Below are 14,989 nucleotides of genomic sequence, written 5' to 3'. Positions count from 1 at the left end.
CCGATAATATTCATGCGGCTACCGGCAGGCTCTTGCGGCTGTCGAGCCACTTGAGCAGCGGTTGCCATTGTTCGACATCGTACGCCGCGCGGCTGCCGAGTTCGAACACGCCGATGCCTTGCTGGTCGGCGAGCTGATAGTTCGGGGTGTCGCGCAGGGTAGCGACGAACGGAATCTTAAGGCGCGACAAAAAGCGTTCGAGATTGCGATAGATCTGCGTGTTCACTGTCGCATAGTTGAACATACCGAGCACCCGTTCGGTTTGATTTTGCAGCTGGGTATTTTCGCGCACGCGATTGGCGATCACCGCCACGCGGCTTTCCTTGCGCACGACTCTGCCGACCAGCAGCAGCTCATGGACAAAGCGGGCGGCGGCGCGGATGTCGGTCGGCGACGGCAGCACCGGCACCAGCAGTGTCTGCGACCGGCGCACCAGCGCTGTCAGCTCGGCGCCGTGTATGCCGGCCGGCACGTCGAGGATGACGACATCGGTCGTGCGCGCTACGCGTAACGGTTCTTTCCAGGCGGCGATACCTTTAATCGGCGGCCGGCCTTCGGCCCGGGCGGCGAGCCACTCGAGCGCAGAACTTTGAGGGTCGAAATCGGCGAGGACGACGGACGCGTTCTGGGTGGCGTAGTAGCTGGCAAGATTGGTCGCCAATGTGCTTTTGCCGCAACCGCCCTTGGTGTTCAACAGCATGATCGTGCGCATTGTCACTCCTTTGATGGTTTGGGGTGCTTTTGCTGATGTTCACAACCAGTGCTAAATCGGCGAAAGTGTAGGCCAGCGCGCGCAAAAGCTCCACTCGGCAGCGCGTTAACTCCGGTGGTATGTCAGCTGCACCAACCCGGAGTCGAAGCGGCGCGAATCGATCAGCTGCAACCGCCGGATCGGCAGGCGATGTAGAGTATGAGTTTGCGCATATTTTTTTGGTCAGTCGGGTATTTTAGCGGCGCTTTTCGGTAGGACGGTTGGTATCGGCGCGCGCACCGGTTCATTCGCTGACGCATCCGTGTTCGCCTTCGAGTTTGCATCGGGCAAGTCCGCGAACGCCTGTTTGAGACGTTGTGCCCATGTGCGGCGCAGTAGTTGAAAATAAGAATCGTCAGCGCCGATGGTCGCAAAGCGCGTGACCCGCAAGGCACCGGTTTCGTAACACAGCAGATCGAGTGGCAGGCCGACCGACAGATTGCTGCGCAGTGTCGAGTCCATCGAGATCAGCCCGCACTTAGCGGCCTCGTCCAGCGTCATCGCCGGTGTCACTACGCGGTCGAGGATCGGTTTGCCGTATTTCGATTCGCCGATCTGGAAGTAGAGATTTTCGTCGGTGGCTTCGATGAAGTTGCCGGCGGCGTAAATCTGGAACAGCCGGCAGCGCTCGCCGCCGATTTGTCCGCCGAAGATCATCGTCAACGTGAAGTCGATGCCGAGTTCGCGCAAATGCTTGGCATCGCGCTCGTAGACTTGGCGCACGGCATCGCCGACGAGCTTGGCGGCGTCGACCAGCGTCGGCGCGTTCCACAGGCTTGGGCCGTCGCCGGTGCGTTCCATCAGTATTTGCCGGACTGCTTGGCTGATGCTGAGGTTGCCCGCTGTCATCAGCGTCATGACGCGCTCGCCCGGTTGCTCGAACACGGTCATCTTGCGAAACGTGCCGATCTGGTCGACGCCGGCGTTGGTGCGCGAGTCGGACAGGAATACAAGGCCGGCGTTAAGCCGCATAGCGACGCAGTAGGTCATAGGGAAGATTCGCGAGCGTTAGAGGGAGGCGAGTTTAACAGGATGCGGAACGGCGCCGGGGTACGGTGAATGTGCGGCGATACCGTCTAAATGTAAGGAACCTCTGATTAATTCAGCGTTTCCTTAACTAAAACTAACTTTGTTACTGATCCGTACGTACTGCCACCCGCACTTCCAACGATTCGTCGCCGCCGCCGGTACGCACGCCGCGTATCGGTGCCGCCGACATATAGTCGCGGCCGAGTGCCAGCCGGCAGTGACGTTCGCCAGCGTATTGGCGATGGGTGATATCGATGCTGATCCAACCCTTGTCCTCGACCCAAACGTCGGCCCACGCATGACTCGCGGCGTGGGTCGTATCGCCGGGGTGGATGTAACCGCTGACGTAGCGTGCCGGCACGTTGTTGGCGCGGCAGCAGGCGAGGAACAAGTGCGCATGGTCTTGGCATACGCCTTGGCCGATCGCGAGCGCTTGCGCGGCGGTGCTGGTCACCTCAGTGATGCCGCTTTGGTATTGCACGGCATCGCAGATTGCCTCCGCCAGCGCCACAAAATTCGTGGCACGCCGATCGCGCGCTAAATGGCGGGCGGCGAACGCGCGCACGCTGTCGTCGGCGGTCGTGAGCGGAGTGGCGACGGTGTACACGAGTGGCGATAGTTCAGAACCGGGCATGTCGTTCGTGGTTGGCACGTGGCCGTCGCGCAGCGGTTCGATCTCGAGCGAGCCGTTGACCAGCATCCGAATCTCGTTGTGCGGCGCGCGCAGCACCATCGTGTGGGTGATGTTGCCGTAGGCGTCGATCGAACGTTGCAGCGGCCCCGGCGCGGTGATCTGCCACGACAGCGCGCGCTGGTTTTGGTCGATGCGCGGTGTCAGGCGCAATTGCTGGATGCTGTAATGCACCGGCGATGTGTACGAGTAGATCGTTTCGTGCTGGATCGTGAAGCGCATGGTGTCGTTGCTCACGGAGTCGCGGGTGGCACGAGAAAATCACGACTGATGCGAACGCCGAGATCGTTGACGCGTTCGAGGAAATTCGTCAGGTATGCGTGCAATCCGGTTTGCAAAATGTCGTCGATGCGGCCGTAGTGCAGATCGGTGCGCAGGATGCAGGTGCGGCGTTCGGTCTCGCCGGATTGGTTGTTGCGTACCTGTTCCAGATTAGCCAGCACTTCGTTCAGGCAGTGCAACAACGAGCGCGGCATGTCGGCGCGTAACATCAACAGTTCGGCGACGCGCGCCGGCATGATCACGTCGCTATAAACTTTGCGATACACCTCGAACGCCGATACCGAACGCAACACCGCTGCCCAGTGATAGAACTCCAGTTGGTGGTTATCGGCATTTCCGTTTTGCACGCCGTTGCAACCATTGGCACCTTGTTCTGCCAGCGCATGGTATTTAACGTCGAGCAGTCGCGCGGTGTTGTCGGCGCGTTCGAGAAAGTTACCGAGACGCGTGAAGTGGAACCCTTCGTCATGCAGCATCGTGCCGACGAGAACGCCGCGCGTCAGATGTGAGCGGTACTTAATCCACTCGAAGAACTTCGACGGGTTTTGCTCGAGGGTCTCGTGGTTCAGCCGATTCGGCAGGTCGAGCCAAGTCGTGTTGACCGTTTCCCAGACTTCGGTCGTCAACACGCCGCGTACGGCACGGGCGTTTTCGCGTGCCGCTTGCACGCACGAGTAAATGCTCGACGGGTTCGCCGGATCGCACACCATGAAGTCGAGCACCTGCGCCGGCGCGATCGCGCCGTAGCGCTTCTCGTACGATTGTTGCAGCTCGGAAATGCCGAGCATGCCGTGCCACAACGACTCCGCATTGGAATCGAACTGCGGCAATAGCGAGGTCTGCATCGTTACGTCGAGCATGCGCGCGGTATTCTCGGCGCGCTCGGTGTAACGCGCCATCCAGAACAAATGGTCGGCGGTGCGGCTTAGCATGATTGTCGCCTCACTGTTCCACCACCCATGTGTCTTTCGTGCCGCCGCCCTGTGACGAGTTCACCACTAGCGAGCCTTCGCGCAGCGCCACCCGCGTGAGTCCGCCGGGCACCATGCCGATGCCTTTGCCGGACAGCACGAACGGTCGCAGGTCGATGTGGCGCGGCGCGATGCCGCGCTCGACGAACGTCGGGCAGGCCGATAGCGCCAACGTCGGTTGGGCGATGTAACCGTCGGGTCGCGCACGTAGGCGCAGGCGGAAGTCGGCGATTTCCTGTTGCGTCGCCGCCGGGCCGATGAGCATGCCGTAACCGCCGGCACCGTGGACTTCTTTGACGACCAGCTCCGGCAGATGCGCCAGCACGTATTCGAGATCGTCTTGCTTGCGGCATTGCCACGTCGGCACGTTGTTCAACAGCGGCTTTTCACCGAGGTAGAAATTAATGATGTCCGGCACGTACGGATAAATCGATTTGTCGTCGGCGACGCCGGTGCCGATGGCATTCGCCAGCGTGACCCCGCCGGCGCGATACACCGACAGCAACCCCGGTACGCCGAGGCTCGAGTCGGGGCGGAACGCGAGCGGATCGAGGAAGTCGTCATCGACGCGCCGATAAATCACGTCGACCCGGCGGGCGCCGCGGGTCGTGCGCATGTAGACCGCTTCGTTGTCGACGAACAGGTCTTGGCCCTCGACCAATTCGATGCCCATTTGCTGCGCCAGGAACGCATGTTCGAAGTACGCCGAGTTGTGCATGCCCGGTGTCATCACCACGATCGTCGGCTCGGCGACGTCGCGCGGGGCGACGGCGCGTAAGTTTTCCAACAGCAAGTCGGGATAGTGCGCCACCGGCGCCACCTTGTTGCGCGCGAACAACTCGGGGAACAGCCGCATCATCATTTTGCGGTTCTCGAGCATGTACGACACACCGGACGGCACGCGCAAATTATCTTCGAGCACGTAGAACTCGCCTTCACCGGTACGTACCAGATCGATACCGGCGATGTGGGCATAGATGCCGCCGGGAACATCGATGCCCTGCATCTCCGGCCGATATTGGGTATTACAAAAAATCTGTTCGGCCGGAATCACACCGCTCTTCACGATCGCCTGCTCGTGGTAGATGTCGTGGATAAAAAGATTGAGTGCTTGGGTGCGCTGACGCAGGCCGGCTTCGAGCTGTTTCCACTCCGCCGCTGGAATGACCCGCGGAATGATGTCGAACGGAATTAGCCGCTCGGTGCCTTGATCGTCGCCGTAGACAGCGAAGGTGATGCCGACACGATGGAAGATGAGATCGGCTTCGGCACGTTTGAAAGCGATCGACTCGGCGCTTTGGCGGGCGAGCCACGCGTGGAATTCTTGGTAGTGCGCGCGGACAGCGGAATCGTCGCCGTCCAGCAGCATCTCGTTATAGATCGGCGTCGGCATGGTTCTTAGTTGTATCGTTGCTCGCGCTTATCTAAAAAAGTCACCGCGCAGCGTAGTTTGCGCAGCTCGTAGCGGATTATGTCCCAAGTCGGGCGCTACCGCCTACGGTATATCGCGTTGAATTTCTCGGATTCTACTTCGGTGCAGCTGGCGTAGTACCCGCGCTATAGTGGTGCCGGATACCGGTGAGGAATGTATCGATGGTGAATATTGTGCAGCGCCTCTTGCTGCTTGGATTGGTGCTGATGCCGTTGGCGGCACACGCCGAGCGTGATGCGATAGCATTGTATGCGGGTTACGGCGACACGCGTGCGGCAGTGGTCGAAGGGCGCGTTATCGAGCATCACGACGTTGCCGAACCGCAAATCACCGACTCGCGGTGGAGTAACCTCAAGCGCAGCGTGCGAACGTTCTTTAACGACGAACGCAAGGGCGTGACAGTGAACGTGCAAGTTTTCGAGCGCGTATTCAGTGACGTCACTGATGACGAGGGTTACTTCAAGATTGCTATCGCCGCGACTGAACCTTTGATGCCGGGTTGGCATGTAGTCGCCGGCTACGTCGAAGGCGCTACCACCGATGGCGCGCTCTTGATCGTGCCGGCCGAAAATACCGTCGGCATCATTTCCGACGTTGACGACACGATTCAAGTATCCGATGTTACCGACAAAACCAAGCTGTTCAAGAACACGGTGCTCAAGAATCCGCTGCAACGACAGCCGGTGGCCGGCGTTGCGCGGTTCTACGATTCGCTAGCAGCGCGCAATCGCCGGCCAGCGGCGGCACCGGTGTTCTATCTTTCCGCTTCGCCGCATCAGCTACAAACATCGTTGCAAATGTTCCTGCAGCACAATGCCTTCCCGCGTGGCGTGTTACTGACGAAGCGAGTGACGAACGACTCGACCACGGAACCGCTGACCGACCAGGTGGCGTATAAAACGACGAAGATCGAGGAGATCTTTGCGCGCTTGCCGCATGTGCGATTTGTGCTGATCGGCGACGACGGTGAGCGCGATCCGGAAATTTATAATGCGATTCGTAAACGTCATCCGCAGCGGGTCGAGGCGGTATGGATTCGACGGGTACATCCGGATCCCGAGCGTGTGGTGTTCCCCGAACAGAAGGATCTGGCGCAGGCGTTACTCAAATAGAAAAGCCGCCCGCGGGCGGCTTTTTATGGGGTAGGGTGGGCAGTGTTTTTCTGCCCACCCCACATTTATTAACGCGCCGAGTGACCGGTGAGTTTGATCTCGACTTTCTCGTCGAGTGTCGCGTAGTACTCCTGCAATACCTCGAGCACTTCCGCGCGCGAGAACTCGACCGGCACCGGTGTGCCTTCGGACAACATTTTGCGCAGTTTAGTGCCGGACAACAGCAGCCGATCCTTTTCGTCATGCGGGCAGGTGCGGCTGCTGGCCATACCGCCGCACTGGAAGCACCAGAAGGTCCAATCGATCTTGAGCGGCTTGGTCTCGAGCGCGTCCTTCGGGATCTCGTCGAAGATGTGCTGCGCGTCAAACGGGCCGTAATAGCTGCCAACACCGGCATGATCGCGACCGACGATCAAATGCGAGCAGCCGTAGTTTTGGCGGAATACGGCGTGTAGCAATGCTTCACGCGGACCGGCGTAGCGCATGTCGAGCGGATAACCGGCTTGCACTACGGTGTTCTTCACAAAATATTTGTCGATCAGCACCGCGATCGACTTGGAGCGCACATCGGCCGGGATATCGCCGGGTTTGAGCTTACCCAGCAGCGAATGCACCAGCACGCCGTCAGTGATTTCGATGGCGATCTTCGCTAAGTATTCGTGCGAACGATGCATCGGGTTGCGCGTCTGGAACGCGGCGATCGTGCTCCAGCCTTTTTGCTTGAACAGCTCGCGCGTTTGCGCCGGCGTTAAGAATTGATCGCGGTATTTTTCCGGGAAACCGCCTTGCGACAGCACCTTTACCGGACCGGCGAGGTTTACCTCACCTTGTTCCAGCACCATTTTCACGCCCGGATGCTCGGCGTCGGTGGTCTTGTAGACCATCATGCACTCGTGCGCTTTGTCGATCGTGTACTTCTCGGTGACCTTCATGGTCGCGAGAATCTCGTTCGATTCGCCGTCGACTAGCGCGACTTCGACGCCGGTCTTGATCGTGTCGGCGGTGGCGTTATCGGTCGAGAGCGTGATCGGGATCGGCCAGAACAGGCCGCTCATGGTTTTCATGCCGTCACACACGCCTTCCCAGTCGGCGCGGGTCATGAAGCCGTCGAGCGGGGTGAAGCCGCCGATACCGAGCATGATGAGATCGCCGGCCTCGCGCGAGCTGATGCGGATTTGCTTTAGCGATTTGGCGTGCGCCAGTTCCTGCGTGCGCGCGGCGCCTTCGAGCAGCAACGGTTTCAGTTCGCCGCCGCCGTGGGGATTAACCAGCTTTGCCATGGTGTGTTTACCTTATGCTTGCTTGGGTGCCTGCGGCCGATCGGCCGTCAGGAGAGATTGTCAGCGGGAGATACTAAACCACGGAGGCCGGCGCGCAGCCGTGCCTTCCATAATTTTTCGACATAACGATATGACGGTCGCTAGGAAGCGTTGGTATCGGATTACGGCGCTTTGGCAGGTTCTTGCAACAGCACCGGTTTGGTCTTGAGCTCACGGAAGCGTTTAAGCTCGGCGTCGGTACGCTGGCGTACCACTTCCTCTTCCTTACGATGCTGCGCAATCAGTACCTCGTGATTGTTTATCTGCTGGCGCGTCCGATTCATCGTCTGCGTGGTGTGTTCCGACACGGAGTTGGCCTTTTTCTCATTGGCTGCCTGCGTTTCTAACCGTATCATGGTAGCGCGCAGCGAGTTCAGCGTTTCCTCGCTAGTGCGGATAGCGGTTTCCAGCTGTTCAATTCGCCGGTCGCGGACATAAATAATGTCTTCCTCATGCGAGTAGGTGGCCAACAGTAACTCGTCCTTTTTTACCTGGTCGGCGGCTTGTTGTTGCTCGGCGTGCTGTTCTTCGACTTTTTTTAACTCATCGAGCGTCGGCGGCGCGGCAATTTCTTTCGTCTTCAAGCCTTTATCGTTCAGGATCGTGACTTTGGACTTAGCACACGATTCAGCGGCGGTATCGCCGTAGTACCATTTGCCGGTTTCGTCCTGGCATTTTTTAATTTTGCCACCGCTGCTGGTGCTTTCGCCGAGAGCGGCGACAGCCGACAACGCGGCAATGCCGGCAGCGAGATAGACGAGGGATCGTTTCATGTAAGTAGCGATAGCTATTAGGTTTGTTAGTCAAAAGATAGGCAGCGGCGCCGTTCTGTCAAACCATCACCGATGGCGGCGATGGTTAGTGCATAATTCGCGCCGATCCTTAACTTTAGCTCATCGTGACGCGTGCAGCTTGCCGACCAACTCCTGCTATTAACGATTTCGTTGACGGCCAACGTCTTTTCGGCGTTTTCCGGCGGTGGCGCCGGCCTAATTCAGTTCCCGATGCTGATTTTTCTCGGGCTGCCGTTCGCGGTGGCGCTGGCAACGCACAAAGTGGCCAGCGTCGCTCTCGGCGTCGGCGCGACGCTGCGGCATTTACGCGAGAAATCGCTCGAACGCCGGCTGACGCTCTACATTCTCGCCGCCGGCCTGCCCGGTGTCGCTATCGGCGCCGCTTTCATCCTGGATGTACCGGAGACCGGCGCGCGCATTGCCCTTGGCGTACTCACGATCGGTCTCGGTCTTTATTCCTTTTTCAACAAACGTCTCGGCCTCGAACACCTACCGGCCAACCGCGAGGGCCGGCGTTATTGGTTCGGCGGTTTCGTGCTGTTCGTCATCGGTATTTTGAACGGTTCGCTAACTTCCGGTACCGGACTGTTCTGCACCATCTGGTTGATCCGCTGGTTCGGTCTCGACTACCGGCGGGCGGTAGCGCACACATTGGTGCTGGTCGGTCTATTCTGGAATGGCGCCGGCGCGGTAACGCTCGGGCTACTCGGTGAGATCAAGTGGAGCTGGCTGCCGGCACTGCTCGCCGGCTCGTTACTTGGCGGTTATCTCGGCGCGCATTGGGCGATCGTCAAAGGTAACCAGTGGATCAAGCGTGCCTACGAGTGTCTGACGGTGCTCGTTGGTCTGAAGCTGCTGTGGATCTGATGCGGGTTGCGCGAATCCGAACCTGGGGCTTAAGGTACGCGCACTAGTTTAGGAGGCACGATGCAATTTTTCCGTCGTCGACAACGGCGCACGCTCGATCACATTGAATTCGCGACCGTGATCGGCGAGGGCGCCGTTTACCGCGGCAATTTTTCCGGTGGTGACAACTACTTGGTGCATGGTCAGGTAAATGGCATATGCGAGACCGACGGCCATTTGGTGTTAAGTGCGAGTAGTCATTGGCATGGCAGCATCAACGCCAAGCACGTCGTTATCGCCGGCGAGGTAATCGGCGACGTCAATGCCAGCGAGAAATTGGAGCTCAAAGCGAGCGCACGAATTCGCGGCAATATCATGGCACCGGTGATCGCCATGGCCGAAGGCGCAGTGTACGACGGTGAAATTCATATGCGGCCGTTGCCGCAGCTCGTGCGTTTCAACGAGCGGCGGTCGTCGTAGTTCCGTATTGCTGTTGATAGGCTGTCACCGCCGCCAGGTGGTCGTCGACGCCCGATTTTCCTTTTAGATACGCCAACAGCGTCGTCAGATCGGCAATGTGGATGACCCGCAGGCCGAAGTTCTGTTCCACTTCCTGTACCGCCGATAGCGTCCCTTGACCGCGTTCCTGTCGATCGAGTGCAATCGCCACCGCGACCGGCGTCGCACCGGCGCGTTTGATGATGTCGATCGATTCGCGCACCGATGTACCGGCCGAGATGACATCGTCGACGATCAACACGCGTCCGCCGAGTGCGCTGCCGACGATGTTGCCGCCCTCGCCGTGATCCTTGGCCTCTTTGCGATTGAACGCGTACGGCAGGTCGCGTTGAAATTCTTGCGCCAGCGCGGTCGCGGTCGCCGCTACCAATGGGATACCTTTGTAGGCCGGCCCGTACAGCAGGTCGATAGCGATGCCGCTGTCGGTGATCGCGGCGGCGTAAAACCGGCTGAGTGCCGCCAGCCGCGCACCGGTGTTGAACAACCCGCTGTTAAAGAAGTACGGGCTGATGCGACCGGACTTCAGGGTAAACGTACCGAAGCGCAGCGCCTGGCAGGCGAGGGCGATATCGAGAAATTCGCGTTGATAGGATTTCATGCGCCGCATTCTACCGGCTATCATGCGCCGGCACATCGAGGACTCCCATGCGCGTCATTACCGTCAATTTAAATGGCATCCGCTCCGCTGCCAGCAAAGGCTTTTTCGATTGGATGCGTCGCCAAGAGGCGGACGTCGTCTGCTTGCAGGAAGTGCGCGCGCAGGAGGCGGATTGCACCAAGCAGATGCTCGGGCCGAAGAATTACTACGGCTATTTTCACTGCGCCGAGAAGAAGGGTTATGCCGGCGTCGCGATCTATACCAAGAAGCAGCCGGACAACGTGAAGCTCGGCATCGGCGTGCCGGACTTCGACGTCGAGGGCCGTTACTTACAGGTCGACTTCGGCAAGTTGAGCGTGATCTCGCTGTATCTGCCGTCCGGCTCCAGCGGCCCGGCGCGGCAGGCGATGAAGTTTCATTTCATGGACGAGTTTTATCCGTTCATGAAAAAGCTCGCGGGCAGCGGTCGTGAGTACATCATTTGCGGCGATTGGAACATTGCCCACAAAGAGATCGACTTGAAGAATTGGCGCTCGAATCAGAAGAACTCCGGGTTCCTGCCGGAGGAGCGGGCGTGGTTGACGAAAGTGTTCGATGAGTTGAGCTATGTCGATGTGTTTCGCCGCTTGAATGACAAACCCGAGCAGTACACCTGGTGGTCGAATCGCGGTCAGGCGTGGGCGAAGAACGTCGGTTGGCGCATCGACTATCAGATCGCGACGCCGGGGATTGCGGCGAAGGCGACCGATGAGTCGATCTACAAGCGTCGGCGCTTTTCGGATCATGCACCGTTGATTGTGGATTACGATTACGAGGTGTAGGAGTTGAATCGCCCCGTTGGGGCGATTCCTCCCCTACAGCAACTTCCTCAACTCCCCCCAAACATTCTCCAACACCCGCGGCTGTGCTTCCGCGCTCGGATGAATTCCATCCTGCTGCATCAACGCCCGATCGCCGCCAACCCCATCGAGAATAAACGGCAACAGCGCCACGCGCTGCTCGGCCGCCACTTCTTTATAAACCTGCTGAAACCTTTCGGTATAGCGACTGCCATAGTTGGGCGGCAGGCGAATGCCGAGCAGCAAAACCTTGGCGCCGGCCGACTTCGCTTTTGCGGCCAAGGTGCGGATGTTATGTTTCATTTGCTCCAGCGGCAGTCCGCGCAGGCCGTCGTTGCCGCCGAGCTCGATGACGACGATCGCCGGATGATGTTTCTTCAACAATGGCGGCAAGCGCGCCAGGCCGTTGGCGGTGGTATCGCCACTGATGCTGGCATTGACGATTTGGTAATCGAGCTTCTGTTGCGCGAGCCGTTGTTCAAGTAGCGCGACCCAGCCGGCGCGTACATCCATCTGGTAAGCGGCGCTCAGGCTATCGCCGAGCACGAGAATCGTTCGCGCAAACGCCGTGGCCGGCAGCGCGCTGAACCCGAGCAGCACTATGACGACTAAGAATCTACGCATGCCATCTGCCACCGAAACCATCATCGCCACCACCCGCCTCAGTAAACGCGTTGTCACCGCCGAAGGACCGCTCGACATCTTGTCGGGCGTGAATCTCGATATCAAGGCCGGCGAAAGCGTCGCCGTCGTCGGTGTCTCCGGCTCGGGCAAATCGACGCTGCTCGGATTGCTCGCCGGTCTCGATACGCCCACGGAAGGTGAGGTGATGTTGGCCGGTGCGTCGTTGACCCAGCTCGACGAAGACGGGCGCGCCAAGGTGCGCGCCGGTGCCGTCGGTTTCGTGTTTCAAAGTTTTCAATTATTACCGGAGCTGACCGCGCTCGAAAACGTAATGTTACCGCTCGAGCTGGCCGGGCACGCCGATGCCGAGCCGCAAGCGCGCGAGCTGTTAACGCGCGTCGGTTTGGCGGCGCGGCTCACGCACTATCCACGGGCGTTATCCGGCGGTGAGCAGCAGCGCGTCGCCATCGCTCGCGCTTTCGCGTCGCGGCCGACGGTGTTGTTCGCCGATGAGCCGACCGGCAACCTCGACAGCGTGACCGGTGCGCGTGTGATCGAGTTGTTGTTTGCATTGAACCACGAGCGCAATACCACGCTGGTATTGGTGACGCACGACGACGGTATCGCTTCGCGTTGCGATCGGCGCATTCAACTCGATGCCGGTCGTATCGTCGAGCCGGGCTGACATGCGTTTCGCGCGTAATCTCAAGCTGTCACTGCGGTTGTTAGCGCGCGACTGGCGTGCCGGTGAGCTGCGGTTGTTCGCGATTGCACTGGCGATCGCCGTCGGCGCCGTCACTGCTGTCGGTTTCTTCAACGATCGCGTCGAGCGTGGTATGACGCGGCGCTCGGCCGAGTTGCTCGGTGCCGATCTTGTGGTGCAGGGACCGGAGCCAATCGCGCGCACATGGATCGAGCGAGCCCGAACGAACGGGTTAGCTGTAACCGAAACGGTCGACTTCTCCAGTGTTGTCGTGCGCGGTGAACGCTTGCAGCTGACCGGCGTGCGCGCCGCCGGCGCCGGTTATCCAGTTCGGGGTGTAGTGCGCACTGCGTCAGCGTTGTATGCATCGGATACGGCTGCTGCCGATACGCCGGCGGTAGGTACGGTATGGGTCGAAGCACGACTCCTGCCTGCGCTGGCAATGGCAGTCGGCGATCGTGTCGACATTGGTTCGGCGACCTTCACCGTCACGCGCCTGCTCACCGATGAGCCGGGACGCGGCGGTAACTTTCTGGCGTTCGCACCGCGGGCGCTGATCAACATCGCTGACGTGCCGCGCACCGGTGTCATTCAGCCGGGCAGTCGCGTGACCTACGCGATCGGATTGGCCGGTGGCGAAATCGCCGTCGATACGTATCGCCGATGGCTGACGCCGCAACTCGATCCGAGCCAGCGCGTGCGTGACCCGCTCGATAGCGGCGCCGCCATCGGCCGCGCCATCGAGCGCGTCGAGCGTTACATCGGCCTCACCAGTTTGCTAGCGGTGTTGCTCGCCGGTGTCGCTATCGCCATGGCAGCGCGGCGTTACAGCGCACGGCACTACGACATGAGCGCGATGTTGCGTTGTCTCGGCAGTAGCCAGCGCGACATCGCCCAGATTTATTTGCCGCAGTTGCTGGTGCTCGGCGTCGGTGCGAGCTTGGTCGGTTGTGCGTTCGGCTTCGTCGCGCAAGAAGCGATTTATTTCGTTGTCAAAGATTTGTTCCCGGTGAAGTTGCCTGGTGCCGGTTTGGCGCCGCTGTTGCTCGGTTTATCGACGGGCCTCATTACGCTTGCCGGCTTTGCGGTCGCACCGGTGCTGCGGTTGAAGCGTGTACCGCCGCTGCGGGTGTTGCGGCGTGAGTTGATACCGCTGCCGGCGAGTGCTTGGGCAGTGTACGGTTCCGCCGCGGTCGCTATCGTTGGCTTGATGTGGCGTTACACCGGCGATTGGACGTTGACGCTGGGTGTGCTCGGCGGCGCCTCGGCGGCGGTAATCGTGCTCGGTGCGCTGGCGTGGGCATTACTGCGCTTTGGTCGGCGCTGGCATCGACATGTCGGTGTCGCCTGGCGTTTCGGCCTCAACAATCTTTGGCGGCGTACGCGCGCCAGCGTCGGCCAGATTTTGGCGTTCGGTTTGACGCTGATGGCGATGGCGCTGATCGCGTTAGTGCGCACCGATTTGTTGTCGACCTGGCAAGCGCAATTACCGGCGCAAACGCCGAACCACTTCGCGTTCAACATCTTGCCCGACGACGTGACCGGCGTGGAAAAGTTTTTGGCGACACACCAGATTCGCACGCAGGCGTTGTATCCGGTAGTGCGTGGTCGCCTGACCTCGATCAACGGTAATATCGTGCAGCAGGCGGTTAGCAAAGACGAGAGCACCGATAACGCGTTGCAACGCGATCTTAATTTAACGTGGGCGGCGACGGTGCCGCCGGATAATCGCCTCATCAGCGGCGCGTGGTGGCACGGCAACGTTGCCGGCGTGTCGGTCGAAGCGAAGTTGGCGGAGCGGCTCGGTATTAAGCTCGGCGATACGCTCAGCTTTGTCATCGGCGGCTCCGCGCTCGCTGCCCGCGTGACCAGCTTGCGCACGGTCGAATGGGATTCGTTCCATCCCAATTTCTTTATGATTTTCGCTCCCGGTGTGCTCAATGATTTTCCGGCGACTTATATGACGAGTTTCTATTTGCCGGAAAAGCAGAAGCCGGCCTTGGCCGCGCTCGTGCGATCGTTCCCGGCGGTGACGGTATTGGAGCTCGATCAGTTTCTGAATCAGGTGCGCAGTATCGTTCGGCAAGCATCGCTGGCGATTGAGCTGGTGTTGCTGTTCGTGCTCGCTGCCGGCTTTGCCGTGCTATACGCGACGCTCGCCACCAGCCTCGACGAGCGTTTGTACGAAGGTGCGTTGCTGCGCACGCTTGGCGCCAGCCGCCGGCAATTGCGTCTCGGCCACATTGCTGAGTTCACCGCGCTCGGCGTGCTCGCCGGCTTGCTGGCGGCAATCGGTACCGAGATCAGCGCTTACTTTTTATATGCACGCGCGTTCGGACTCGAGTACAGCGTGAAGTGGCCGGTGTGGATCGCGGCGCCGTTGCTTGGCGGCGCGCTCATCGGCGTCGCCGGTTATGTCGGCACGCGTCGCGTCGTCGAGCGTAGTCCACTAACGGTGTTGCGCGAGCTCTGATATGAC

14 protein-coding genes and 1 pseudogene are annotated in these 14,989 nt (G+C 59.9%); 6 read left to right on the top strand and 9 right to left on the bottom strand.

The window, feature by feature from the left end:
- Positions 1 to 10 precede the first annotated feature (10 nt).
- From HY308_19335 to HY308_19315, 5 genes and pseudogenes are all read right to left on the bottom strand, one after another.
- A complete protein-coding gene (locus HY308_19335) occupies positions 11 to 712 on the bottom strand; it encodes an AAA family ATPase (GenBank protein ID MBI3900415.1) in 702 nt (233 codons plus the stop codon).
- Positions 713 to 1,057: 345 nt separating this feature from the next.
- A pseudogene (locus HY308_19330) lies at positions 1,058 to 1,741 on the bottom strand (peptidase).
- 142 nt (positions 1,742 to 1,883) lie between these two features.
- Positions 1,884 to 2,693 (bottom strand): transglutaminase family protein, encoded by an 810-nt coding sequence (locus HY308_19325; protein MBI3900414.1) that lies wholly within the window; start codon positions 2,691 to 2,693, stop codon positions 1,884 to 1,886.
- Between the two features lie 11 nt (positions 2,694 to 2,704).
- Positions 2,705 to 3,685: an alpha-E domain-containing protein gene (locus HY308_19320; GenBank protein MBI3900413.1), complete on the bottom strand. Its 981-nt coding sequence runs from the start codon at positions 3,683 to 3,685 to the stop codon at positions 2,705 to 2,707.
- 10 nt (positions 3,686 to 3,695) lie between these two features.
- Entirely contained in the window at positions 3,696 to 5,117 is a 1,422-nt protein-coding gene (locus tag HY308_19315) for a circularly permuted type 2 ATP-grasp protein (GenBank protein ID MBI3900412.1), read from the bottom strand.
- A gap of 200 nt (positions 5,118 to 5,317) precedes the next feature.
- On the opposite strand from HY308_19315, the gene HY308_19310 reads away from it, so the two are divergent.
- The gene (locus HY308_19310) at positions 5,318 to 6,268 is read left to right on the top strand and encodes a DUF2183 domain-containing protein (GenBank protein ID MBI3900411.1); all 951 of its coding nucleotides are present in this window, start codon (positions 5,318 to 5,320) and stop codon (positions 6,266 to 6,268) included.
- Positions 6,269 to 6,336: 68 nt separating this feature from the next.
- On the opposite strand, the gene sat is transcribed toward HY308_19310, so the two are convergent.
- Both sat and HY308_19300 read right to left on the bottom strand, forming a co-directional pair.
- Positions 6,337 to 7,548 carry a sulfate adenylyltransferase gene (gene sat / locus HY308_19305; GenBank protein ID MBI3900410.1) on the bottom strand — a complete coding sequence of 404 codons (1,212 nt, stop codon included), beginning with the start codon at positions 7,546 to 7,548 and terminating at the stop codon, positions 6,337 to 6,339.
- Between the two features lie 161 nt (positions 7,549 to 7,709).
- Complete coding sequence (locus HY308_19300) at positions 7,710 to 8,360, bottom strand: hypothetical protein (protein MBI3900409.1); 651 nt, start codon at positions 8,358 to 8,360, stop codon at positions 7,710 to 7,712.
- 132 nt (positions 8,361 to 8,492) lie between these two features.
- Between HY308_19300 and HY308_19295 the strand changes: the two genes are divergently transcribed.
- Together HY308_19295 and HY308_19290 are read left to right on the top strand one after the other, a co-directional pair.
- Positions 8,493 to 9,248: a sulfite exporter TauE/SafE family protein gene (locus HY308_19295; GenBank protein MBI3900408.1), complete on the top strand. Its 756-nt coding sequence runs from the start codon at positions 8,493 to 8,495 to the stop codon at positions 9,246 to 9,248.
- A 60-nt stretch (positions 9,249 to 9,308) separates the two neighbouring features.
- The gene (locus HY308_19290) at positions 9,309 to 9,707 is read left to right on the top strand and encodes a polymer-forming cytoskeletal protein (protein ID MBI3900407.1); all 399 of its coding nucleotides are present in this window, start codon (positions 9,309 to 9,311) and stop codon (positions 9,705 to 9,707) included.
- On the opposite strand, the gene pyrE is transcribed toward HY308_19290, so the two are convergent.
- Positions 9,685 to 10,344: an orotate phosphoribosyltransferase gene (gene pyrE / locus HY308_19285; protein ID MBI3900406.1), complete on the bottom strand. Its 660-nt coding sequence runs from the start codon at positions 10,342 to 10,344 to the stop codon at positions 9,685 to 9,687. The genes HY308_19290 and pyrE overlap by 23 nt on opposite strands.
- Before the next feature lie 47 nt (positions 10,345 to 10,391).
- On the opposite strand from pyrE, the gene xth reads away from it, so the two are divergent.
- Positions 10,392 to 11,165: an exodeoxyribonuclease III gene (xth, locus tag HY308_19280; GenBank protein MBI3900405.1), complete on the top strand. Its 774-nt coding sequence runs from the start codon at positions 10,392 to 10,394 to the stop codon at positions 11,163 to 11,165.
- Positions 11,166 to 11,198: 33 nt separating this feature from the next.
- Here the strand turns inward: xth and HY308_19275 are convergent, their stop codons facing one another.
- Complete coding sequence (locus HY308_19275) at positions 11,199 to 11,807, bottom strand: arylesterase (protein ID MBI3900404.1); 609 nt, start codon at positions 11,805 to 11,807, stop codon at positions 11,199 to 11,201.
- Between HY308_19275 and HY308_19270 the strand changes: the two genes are divergently transcribed.
- Together HY308_19270 and HY308_19265 are read left to right on the top strand one after the other, a co-directional pair.
- A complete protein-coding gene (locus tag HY308_19270) occupies positions 11,806 to 12,492 on the top strand; it encodes an ABC transporter ATP-binding protein (GenBank protein ID MBI3900403.1) in 687 nt (228 codons plus the stop codon). The two genes, HY308_19275 and HY308_19270, sit on opposite strands and share 2 nt — an antisense overlap.
- Position 12,493: 1 nt before the next feature.
- A complete protein-coding gene (locus tag HY308_19265; protein ID MBI3900402.1) occupies positions 12,494 to 14,983 on the top strand; it encodes an FtsX-like permease family protein in 2,490 nt (829 codons plus the stop codon).
- Positions 14,984 to 14,989 lie beyond the last annotated feature (6 nt).

Source organism: Gammaproteobacteria bacterium, from assembly GCA_016199745.1.
Taxonomy (GTDB): Bacteria; Pseudomonadota; Gammaproteobacteria; order Acidiferrobacterales; family Sulfurifustaceae; genus JACQFZ01.
This window is presented reverse-complemented; position numbering and strand designations above follow the sequence as displayed.